The organism is Paraburkholderia sp. XV, assembly GCF_020177535.1.
GTDB classification, from domain to species: Bacteria; Pseudomonadota; Gammaproteobacteria; order Burkholderiales; family Burkholderiaceae; genus Paraburkholderia; species Paraburkholderia caribensis.
Genome location: NZ_JAGUUD010000049.1, coordinates 48,370 through 58,375, shown reverse-complemented (window position 1 = coordinate 58,375; position 10,006 = coordinate 48,370). Strand labels below are relative to the sequence as shown.

The 10,006-nt window shown below is 64.2% G+C and carries 4 protein-coding genes; all 4 read right to left on the bottom strand.

Annotated features, from left to right (window positions below):
• Positions 1-166: 166 nt before the first annotated feature.
• The 4 genes from KFO72_RS22355 to KFO72_RS22340 all read right to left on the bottom strand — a co-directional run bounded on the left by KFO72_RS22355 (position 167) and on the right by KFO72_RS22340 (position 9,403).
• A complete protein-coding gene (locus tag KFO72_RS22355; RefSeq protein ID WP_225033054.1) occupies positions 167-3,469 on the bottom strand; it encodes an efflux RND transporter permease subunit in 3,303 nt (1,100 codons plus the stop codon).
• A gap of 17 nt (positions 3,470-3,486) precedes the next feature.
• Entirely contained in the window at positions 3,487-6,624 is a 3,138-nt protein-coding gene (locus KFO72_RS22350) for an MdtB/MuxB family multidrug efflux RND transporter permease subunit (protein ID WP_060600357.1), read from the bottom strand.
• Between the two features lie 17 nt (positions 6,625-6,641).
• On the bottom strand, positions 6,642-8,066 hold the full coding sequence (locus KFO72_RS22345; protein WP_225033053.1) for an MdtA/MuxA family multidrug efflux RND transporter periplasmic adaptor subunit: 1,425 nt from the start codon (positions 8,064-8,066) through the stop codon (positions 6,642-6,644).
• Between the two features lie 500 nt (positions 8,067-8,566).
• Positions 8,567-9,403, bottom strand: a complete 837-nt coding sequence (locus KFO72_RS22340; RefSeq protein WP_054930229.1) for an IclR family transcriptional regulator — start codon at positions 9,401-9,403, stop codon at positions 8,567-8,569.
• Positions 9,404-10,006 lie beyond the last annotated feature (603 nt).

Sequence of the window (10,006 nt, the reverse complement as noted above, 5' to 3'; positions counted from 1 at the left end):
AAGAAAAGTAGGTGCCGCCCCGCACAGGGGCGACGCTTGAAGCGAGCTAACGTAAAGCGGATGCCAGCGCAAAGGCAAACGCTCAGAAGCATGAAGCACGAAGGCAAATCGCGCATGCCAGCGCAAACACTGGCAGACCGCCTAGCGTCGCAGACAAACAAAAACCTTACACACCCGAAGCCGCCGCCCCACGATTCCGCCTTCCCTCCCACCGAACCCGAATCCGATCCATATAAAGATAAACCACAGGCGTGGTATAGAGCGTAAGCATCTGACTCACAATCAACCCACCAACAATAGCAAGCCCAAGCGGAGCCCGCAGCTCCGCCCCTTCCCCGCGTCCAAACGCGAGCGGCAACGCGCCGAGCAGCGCCGCGCACGTGGTCATCATGATCGGACGGAACCGCAGCAAACAAGCCTGCTCGATCGCATCACGAGAAGACAGCCCTTGCCGCGACGCATCGATCGCAAAATCGACCATCATGATCGCGTTCTTCTTCACAATACCAATCAGAAGAATCACCGCAATCAGCGCAATGATGCTGAACTCGGTATTAAAGAGCAGCAGCGCCAGCAACGCCCCGACCCCCGCCGACGGCAACGTCGACAAAATGGTCAGCGGATGAATATAGCTCTCGTACAAAATCCCCAACACGATATAAACCGCCGCAAGCGCCGCGAGAATCAAAATGGGCTGATCGGACATCGACTGCTGAAACGCCTGCGCCGTTCCCTGGAAGCTGCCGTGAATCGTCGCCGGCATGCCGATCTCGGCCATCGTCTGGTAGATGATATTCGTCGCCTCCGACAACGACTTGCCCGGCGGCAAGTTAAACGAAATCGTAGACGCGACGAACTGGCTCTGGTGGTTCACCGCCAGCGGTGTGTTGCCCGGCCCGAAGCTCGCGATCGCGGACAGCGGAATCATCGTTTCCTTCGACGTCGATACGGCCGCGCCCGTCGATGCACTCGACTTGCCGCTCGCCGCAATCGAGTTGTTCGCCAGATTGCGCGCGGCATCGCTCGCGACGGCAGCCGCGCTCGACGAGGTCGTGCCACCCGTGCCGCCTGACGAAGCCCTCGACGTCGCACTCGACGTCACCGTGCCCGCCGTCGCATTGGTCGATTGCGAACCGCTCGCGCTGCCGCCCGACGTGCTGACCCACACCTGTTTGAGCATGTCGGGGCTCTGCCAGTACTTCGGTGCAACTTCCATCACGACGTGATACTGGTTCAACGGGTTGTAGATGGTCGAGACCTGGCGCTGGCCGAAGGCGTCATACAGCGTGTTGTCGATCTGCGCGGGCTTGATGTTCAGGCGCGCCGCCGTCGCCCGGTCGATCGTCACCATCGCTTCCAGACCGCCTTGCTGCTGGTCGGAGTTGACGTCGGTGAGCTCAGGGCGCTTTTGCAGCGCTTCCGTCAGAATGGGCGCCCATTTGTAGAGATCGGCAGTCGTGTCCGATAGCAGCGTGAACTGATATTGCGCGTTCGACTGCCGGCCGCCCACGCGGATGTCCTGCACCGCCTGCAGGAAGGTGCGCGCCCCAGCGACGTCCGACAGCGGCCCGCGCAACTGCTGGATCACCTGGTCGGCGGAAACCTTGCGCTCGCTCTTCGACTTGAGCGACACGAACATGAAACCCGAGTTGGTCTGCCGTCCGCCCGTGAAGCCGACCACGCTGTCGACGGCCGGGTTCGCCTGGACGATCTTCATCATCTCGGAGAACTTCACCTTCATCGCCTGGAACGACGTGGACTGGTCGGCCTGAATGCCGCCGACCAGCCGCCCCGTGTCCTGCTGCGGGAAAAAGCCCTTCGGCACGATGATGTACAGATACACGTTCAGCCCGATCGTCGCGATCAGCACGGCGAGAATCAGCCGCGGATGAAGCAGCGACCAGCCGAGCGTGCGCGCATAGCCGCGCTGCATCGAGTCGAATCCGCGCTCCAGCCAGCGTCCGAAACGGCCTTCCTGTTTCTTTTCGTGCGGCTCGGACAGCAGCCGCGAGCACATCATCGGCGTGAGCGTCAGCGACACGATCAGCGACACGCCGATCGCCAGCGACAGCGTCAGCGCAAACTCGCGGAACAGCCGCCCGACGATCCCGCCCATCAGCAGAATGGGCAGGAACACGGCGACCAGCGAGATGCTGATCGACATCACCGTGAAGCCGACTTCGCGCGCACCGACGAAGGCCGCCTTCATGCGCGGCATGCCGTTCTCGATGTGCCGCGAAATGTTCTCCAGCACCACGATCGCGTCGTCGACGACGAAGCCCGTCGCGATGGTGAGCGCCATCAGCGACAGGTTGTCGATCGAAAAATCGAGCAGGTACATGGCCGCGAACGTGCCGATGATCGAGATCGGCACCGCGACGCTCGGAATCAACGTGGCGCGCCAGTTGCGCAGGAACAGGAACACGACCATCACGACAAGCGCCACGGCGATCATCAGCGTGAACTGCGTGTCTTTCAGCGACGCACGGATGGTCGTGGAGCGGTCGGCCGTCGGCGTGACTTCGACGGCGGCGGGCAGCGACGCCTTCAGCTGCGGAATCATCGCCTTCACGCGGTCGATCGTCTCGATGATGTTCGCGCCCGGCTGCCGGTACAGAATCACGAGCACCGAGCGCTCGTTGTTCATCAGGCCGAGGTTGCGCAGGTCTTCGACGGAATCGACGACTTCCGAGACATCGGACAGATGCACGGCCGCGCCGTCGCGATACGCGATCACGAGGTCTTTGTATTGCGCGGCCTTCTTCGCCTGGTCGTTGGTGTAAAGCTGCACGCGGTTCGGGCCGAACTCGATCGAGCCCTTCGGGCTGTTGGCGTTCGCCGACGCCAGCGCCGCGCGCACGTCTTCGAGACCGATGCCGTAGTGAAAGAGCGCCTGCGGCTCCAGCTCGACACGCACGGCCGGGTTCGCCGAGCCGCTCACGTCGACTTCGCCGACGCCGTCCACCTGCGACAGCGATTGCTGCAGCACGGTCGCCGCCGAATCGTATAGCTGGCCCGCCGTCATCGTCTTCGATGTGAGCGCGAGAATCAGGATCGGCGCGTCGGCGGGATTGACCTTGTGATACGTCGGGTTCGAGCGCAGGCTCGCGGGCAGGTCGGCGCGCGCCGCGTTGATGGCGGCCTGCACGTCGCGCGCGGCGCCGTCGATGTTGCGGTTCAGGCCGAACTGCATCGTGATGCGGGCCGAGCCGACCGAGCTCGACGAGGTCATCTCGGTGACGTCGGCGATCGTGCCGAGATGCCGTTCGAGCGGGCTGGCCACGCTGGTCGCGACGGTCTCGGGGCTCGCGCCCGGCAGGCTCGCCTGAACCGAGATGGTCGGGAAATCGACCTGCGGCAACGGCGCGACGGGCAGCCTCGCGAACGCGAAGAGGCCCGCCAGCGCAATGCCGATGGCGAGCAGCGTGGTGGCGACGGGGCGTTGAATGAAGGGGCGCGACAGGTTCATCGGTTCGGCCTTTTCATTCAGACGTCGGCGTCGGTGACGGGCGGCCGGGTCGGACCATCGCCATGATCTTCACGATGAAAGCGCGCGCGCAGGCTCCGCGCAATCGAATCGAAGCCGAGATAAATCACGGGCGTCGTGAAGAGCGTCAGCAACTGGCTGACGATCAGGCCGCCCGCAATCGCGATGCCGAGCGGGCGGCGCAGTTCCGAACCGGCGCCCGTGCCGAGCATCAGCGGCAGCGCGCCGAGCAGCGCCGCCATGGTCGTCATCAGGATAGGGCGGAAGCGCAAGAGACACGCCTGATAAATCGCTTCGCGCGGCGGCTTGCCGTGCTCGCGCTCGGCTTCGAGCGCGAAGTCGATCATCATGATCGCGTTCTTCTTCACGATGCCGATCAGCAGCACGATCCCGATGATGCCGATGATGTCGAGATCGTGGCCTGTCACCAGCAGCGCCAGCAGCGCGCCGACGCCCGCCGACGGCAGCGTCGAAAGAATCGTGATGGGGTGCACGAAGCTCTCGTACAGCACGCCGAGCACGATGTACATCGTGACGATGGCGGCGAGGATCAGGAACAGCTCGTTCGACAGCGACGCCTGGAACGCGAGTGCCGCGCCCTGGAAGCGGGTCTGGAACGAAGCAGGCAGGCCGATGTCCTTTTCCGCCTGCTGGATCGCCTTCACGGCCTCGCCAAGCGATGCGCCGGGCGCCAGGTTGAACGAGACGGTGGTGGCCGGGAACTGGCTCAGGTGCGTGACGAGCAGCGGCGCGGGCCGTTCGTGGAAGCTCGCAATGGAGTTGAGCGGCACCTGTCCGCCTGACGACGTCGACGACGGCAGATAGATCGAGTTCAGCGACTCCGTGTAGTGCTGCATGGTCGGCTGCGCTTCGAGAATCACGCGGTACTGGTTCGACTGCGTGAAGATCGTCGAGATGATGCGCTGGCCGAATGCGTCGTAAAGCGCGTTGTCGACGGTGGCGGGCGTGATGCCGTAGCGGGCCGCCGACGCGCGGTCGATCTCGACATACACCGACTGGCCGTTGTTCTGCAGGTCGGTGGCGACGTCGACGATTTCAGGCGACTGCGCGAGCCGCTCCATCAGCTTCGGCACCCAGGTCGCGAATTCGTCGATATTCGGATCGGTCAGCATGAACTGGTACTGCGTCGGGCTGACGGTCGAATCGATGGTCAGATCCTGCACCGGCTGCATATAGAGCGTCGCGCCCGGAATGTGCGACGTGTCGCGCTGCAACTGGCGGATCACCTGGCTCGCCGTGGCGTCGCGGTCGTCGCGCGGCTTCAGATTGATCAGCATGCGGCCGCTGTTCAGCGTGATATTGCTGCCGTCCACACCGATGAACGAGGTCAGGCTTTCGACATTCGGGTTCTTCAGGATTTCGGCGGCGAGCTGCTGCTGGCGCTCGGCCATCGACGCATACGACACCGACTGCGACGCCTGCGTGATCGCCTGGATCACGCCCGTGTCCTGTACCGGGAAGAAGCCCTTTGGAATGTAGACGTACAGCACGCCCGTCAGCACGAGCGTGAGCACGGCGACGACGAGCGTCGAGCGTTGCCGGTCGAGCACCCATTCGAGCGCGACCGCATAGCGTGCGATCACCCAGTCGATGGCCGCGTGCGCGCGTGCTTCGAAGCGGTGGCTCTCCTTCGGCGGGGTGTGGCGCAAGAGCTTCGCGCACATCATCGGCACCAGCGTCAGCGACACGACGGCCGAGATCACGATGGTCACCGCGAGCGTGATCGCGAACTCATGGAACAGCCGTCCGACCACGTCGCCCATGAACAGCAGAGGGATCAGCACCGCGATTAGCGAGACCGTCAGCGAAATGATCGTGAAGCCGATCTGCTTCGAGCCTTTCAGCGCGGCCTCCAACGGCGACTCGCCTTCCTCCACGTAGCGCGCGATGTTCTCGATCATCACGATCGCGTCGTCGACCACGAAGCCCGTCGCGATCGTCAATGCCATCAGCGATAAGTTGTCCAGCGAAAAACCGCACAGGTACATGACGGCGAGCGTGCCGATCAGCGAGAGCGGCACCGACAGGCTCGGGATGATGGTTGCGTAGATGTTCGCGAGGAACAGATACATGACCAGCACGACGAGCACGACCGACATCATCAGTTCGAACTGCACGTCGCGCACCGACGCGCGGATCGTCGTGGTGCGGTCGGTGACGACCCGTACGTCGAGCGCGGCGGGCAGCGACTGCTGCAGCGTGGGCAACAGCGTCTTGATGCTGTCCACCACCTGGATCACGTTCGCGCCCGGCTGGCGTTGCACGTTGAGGATGATCGCGGGCGTGCTGTCGACCCATGCGCCGAGCTTCGTGTTCTCGGCACCGGACACGACGGTCGCGACGTCCGTCAGCATCACCGGCCGGCCGTTCTTGTACGCGACGACAGCGCTCTTGTACGCGTCGGCGTCCGTCAGCTGGTCGTTCGCGTTGATCGTGTACGAGCGCGACGGGCCGTCGAAGTTGCCCTTCGGCGTGTTGACGTTGAGGTTCGAGATGGTGGTGCGCAGATCGTCGAGGTTCAGCCCGTACGACGCCAGCGCGCGCGGATTGGCCTGGATGCGCACCGCGGGGCGCTGGCCGCCCGACAGGCTGACGAGGCCGACGCCCGCGACCTGCGAGATCTTCTGCGCGAGGCGTGTGTCGGCGATGTCCTGGATCTGCGTGAGCGGCAGCGTCTTCGAGGTGATCGCGAGCGTGATGATGGGCGCGTCGGCCGGGTTGACCTTCGCGTAGATAGGAGGCGCGGGCAGGTCGGACGGCAGCAGGTTGCCCGCTGCGTTGATGGCCGCCTGGACTTCCTGCTCGGCGACGTCGAGGGGCAGGTCGAGGCTGAACTGCAGCGTGATGATCGACGAGCCCGCCGAGCTTTGCGACGACATCTGGTTCAGCGACGGCATCTGACCGAACTGGCGCTCGAGCGGCGCCGTGACCGACGACGTCATCACGTCGGGGCTCGCGCCCGGATAGAAGGTCTGCACCTGGATGGTCGGGTAGTCGACTTCGGGCAGCGCGGACAGCGGCAGAAAACGCAATGCGACGAGCCCGACCAGCATGATCGCCGCCATCAGAAGGGCGGTGCCGACCGGGCGCAGGATAAAGGCGCGGGATGGATTCATGCGGTATCAGCCGTGCCTTATTCCGCCGACGTCTGCGACGCGTGCCGGTGACGGTGCGTGCCGGAGGCACCCATCACACCCGCGGCACCCGCGGCACCCGATGCACCCGACGCCGCATGGGCCGCCGATGCGCCCGACGCCCCCGAAGCGCCACGCGGACGATCGGCGGGAATGGTGATCTTCGCGCCTTCCTTCAACCGGTCCGAGCCGTCGATCACGACGCGCTCGCCGACCTGCAGGCCCGACGCGATGCTGGTGCGCTCGCCGTCGACGGGGCCGACCTTCACCTGGCGCACCGTCACCGTGTTGTCGGGCTTCGCGACATACACGAACGCGCCCATCGAGCCGTTCAGCACGGCTGAAGTCGGCACGATCACGGCATCCTTCACGACGTTCACTAGCAGGCGCGTGTTGACGAACTGGTTCGGGAACAGCAGGCCTTCGTTGTTCTGGAAGGTCGCGCGCAGCTTCACGGTGCCCGTGGTGGTGTCGATCTGGTTGTCGATGGTCTCCAGATAGCCGGCTTCGAGCGAGGTCGTGTTGCTGCGGTCGTACGCCGTCACCGACATCTTCTGGTTCGCGCGCATGCCTTTGAGAATGGCGGGCAGGTTGTCTTCCGAGGTCGTGAAGATCACGCTGATCGGCTGCAATTGCGTAATCACCACGACGCCGTTCGTGTCGCCCGGCGTCACGTAATTGCCGGCGTCGACCTGGCGCAGGCCGACGCGGCCGGAGACGGGCGCCGTGATGCGCGCGTAGGTGAGATCGAGCTTGAAGGTGTCGATGTTCGCCTGATCCGCCTTCACCTGGCCTTCGTACTGCTTGACGAGCGACGCCTGCGTGTCCACCTGCTGGCTCGCAATCGAGTCTTGGGAGAGCAGCGTCTGATAGCGCTTCAGGTCGAGACGTGCCGTTTGCAGAAGCGCCATGTCCTTGGCGAGCGTGCCTTCGGCATTCGCAAGACTGATCTGATACGGACGCGGGTCGACCTGCGCGAGCAGATCGCCTTTCTTGACCATCTGACCTTCCTGGAAGGCGACCGTTTGCAGCGTGCCCGTCAACTGCGTGCGCACGGTGACGTTCGCGAGCGGCGTGACGGTGCCGAGCGCATTCAGCACGACGGGCATTTCGCCTTGCTTCACGGTCGCCACGTGAACGGGTTGCGGCTGGTTCATGCCGCCCGCGGCGCCGCGGCGGCCACCGCCGGCGCGTCCTGTCTGCGCGCCGCTGGCGCCTGCTGCCGCGCTCGCGCCGTCAGCGGTCCTGTTCCACGGATGCCAGCGCACCAGCACGATGCCCGCGATTACCACGACGGCGACGATCAGCGCGATCGTACGGCCGCGGTGCCGCTTGACGGCGCCGGGACCGGGATCGCGCCCAGGAGGCGGGCTGGCGGGAGCGGAGTTGCGTGACGTTTCAGGCTGCTTTTTTTGTTCGTCCATCGTTCGATCAGGTGACTGGCTTAATGGGGCAAACGTGCCGAGGTAACGCGATGAGCGCGGCGGTGTTTCGCTGGGTGCCGCTTTGTGCTGATCGCGCATGCCTGCGCGATGCTAATTGATGCGTGATTCATCGCGATGACCATGACGTGGCGGCGGCCGCTCTCGCGGCCAGACACGTTACGGGCATGGTTGACGGCTCCTCCCTGTTGGCCGTGCTGGTGCCCGCCGCTGCGTCCGTTGCCGGGCGCGGTCCCGTCGGCATTGAAATGCGCATGCGCTGGCGGGGCGCGCGGGAGACTATGGCAGCTTCCCCGGGCGCGCGGGAAAGCATGATGCTACGTCCCGGGCCGAGTTACAGTCCAGCGGCGTATTTTTCGGCGGATTACGACCGTTACACGGATTTCGCGCGGGTCGAAAGCCGTGCGTCAGCGGGATGTCGCCTTTCGCGTCGGGCTTCGCGTCGGCTTGCTGTTGTGACGTGCGGTTGCGGCAAGCCGCGCTCAGGCGTCGAGCCTGCGTCCCGGTGTGCCGCCGATCTCGTGGACGATCCGGTCGATCGTCTCCAGCAGCGCCGGCGCCGCGCGCGAAACGAGCCAGTCGCGCGGGCACTGGTGCGCAGAGCCGCCGCAGTTGACCGCGTAGCGTTCGCCCGAAGGCCCGATGAAGCCGGCCGCGATGGCATTGAGCCCTTCATGCCATTCGCCCGTTGCGATGGCGAAGCCTTGCGCGGTGGTTTCACGCAACGCCGCGTCGAGTCGCGCGCCGATGTTTCCCCAGTCGTCGCCCGCCGCGGCCTGCAAGCCGATCAGCAGCTTGTCGCGGTCCGTGTCGCTCAGTGCCGCCAGATAGGCGCGGCCGACGGCGGTGCGGCTCAGGTCCATCCGCGAGCCGACGTCGAGGCGCGATACCAGCACGGCGGAGCGCGGCTTGATCGCGTCGATGACAACCATTTCGAGCCGGTCGCGCACGGCGAGGTGCACGGAGAGTGACGTCCGCTCGGCCAGCTCGATCAGAAACGGCCGCGAGCGGGCGCGGATGTCGAAGTTGCGCAGAAAGCCGTTGCTCAGTTCCAGCACCGACGACGTGAGCACGAAACGCTCGCTGTCGGGCAGACGGAACAGAAAGCCGGCGCTGACGAGCGTCGCGGTGATCCGCGAGACGGTCGGTTTTGGAATGCCCGTCAGTTCCGTCAACTCGCGGTTGGACAGTGGGGCGTCGGCGGCCGCGACCCTCCGGAGTACCGTCAGGCCGCGCGCGAGCGCGGTAACCTCGTCGCCGGAACCGTCTTTTTCCCTTGCGGAATCGGTGACGGCCGGGCGCGTCGATGACTGGTTCATGTGGTTTTTATGAAACGTTATTTCAATATTTGTGTAACACGCTTCGGGATGACGACTCCGGTGAAGCGCCTCAAGCCTTCTCTCAGCAAAGCCTAAGTCCCTTTTTCCTACGACGATTCATTGTATAGGAAGGTAATTTCCGGGCAGTCCGCAGCGATTAAATTTTGCTTGACTTAGTCAGCATTACCATAAAAAATGGAACTATATTTCGAAAGTGTGCGGTAGTCGCGCGCGTGTCACAGGCTGATACAGTCGCTGCAGCGTCGCTTTCCAGGCAGTTTTTCAGTACCGTATCTCAGTACCGTCTCTCAGTACCGTCTCTCAGGTTCTAGCACGGCCCTCGGAATGGCTAGAACTTTTTGAAGGCGCCATGGAAACATGGCGCCTTTTTTTTGTGCCTGCGTTGGTTGGATTCCGCCCGTACCTGGGTCCGGTTTATCGGGACCGGGATCGTCGGAGAAGCACGACGGCTTTTCGCCGGATCGATTTCCTACGGCTCGCTGCGGTGTTGCAGCCAGAAGAGAGGATGCGGAGGGGGAGAGGTCGCGAGGCGGGAAAGTGCTGGGGCGATATGGTCAGTGCGACGCGCGGCGCCCGGGCCGG

Coding starts and splice junctions, on each gene's coding strand:
- KFO72_RS22355 (WP_225033054.1), bottom strand. CDS start 3,469: ATGAACCTGTCGCGCCCCTTCATTCAACGCCCCGTCGCCACCACGCTG.
- KFO72_RS22350 (WP_060600357.1), bottom strand. CDS start 6,624: ATGAATCCATCCCGCGCCTTTATCCTGCGCCCGGTCGGCACCGCCCTT.
- KFO72_RS22345 (WP_225033053.1), bottom strand. CDS start 8,066: ATGGACGAACAAAAAAAGCAGCCTGAAACGTCACGCAACTCCGCTCCC.
- KFO72_RS22340 (WP_054930229.1), bottom strand. CDS start 9,403: ATGAACCAGTCATCGACGCGCCCGGCCGTCACCGATTCCGCAAGGGAA.